Source organism: Pseudomonas sp. 51_B, assembly GCF_017491595.1.
Classification (GTDB): domain Bacteria; phylum Pseudomonadota; class Gammaproteobacteria; order Pseudomonadales; family Pseudomonadaceae; genus Aquipseudomonas; species Aquipseudomonas promysalinigenes.
Genome location: NZ_JAFGYW010000626.1, coordinates 1 through 237 on the forward strand (window position 1 = coordinate 1; position 237 = coordinate 237).

A 237-nucleotide genomic window follows, 5' to 3' on the forward strand; every position below is an offset into this window, starting at 1 on the left:
AAATATCGCGCGTGAAGATATCGGCGCGAAACGCGAAAGCGGCAATGACCACGAAGATCAGCAACGGCACGATTTTGGCCACGGTGGTCACTTGGTTGATGAACGCCGCCTCCTTGATGCCGCGCAGTACCAGAAAATGCACGGCCCACAGCAGCACCGATGCAGCGATGATGGCCGCGGGGGTGTTACCTTCGCCGAAGATCGGGAAGAAGTAGCCCAAAGTGCTGAACAGCAATA

1 protein-coding gene is annotated in these 237 nt (G+C 56.5%); it reads right to left on the reverse strand.

Going from position 1 to position 237, the window contains the following annotated elements:
• A partial coding sequence (locus tag J5M56_RS26475; RefSeq protein ID WP_207938246.1) for an amino acid permease occupies positions 1-237 on the reverse strand: 237 nt, incomplete at both ends.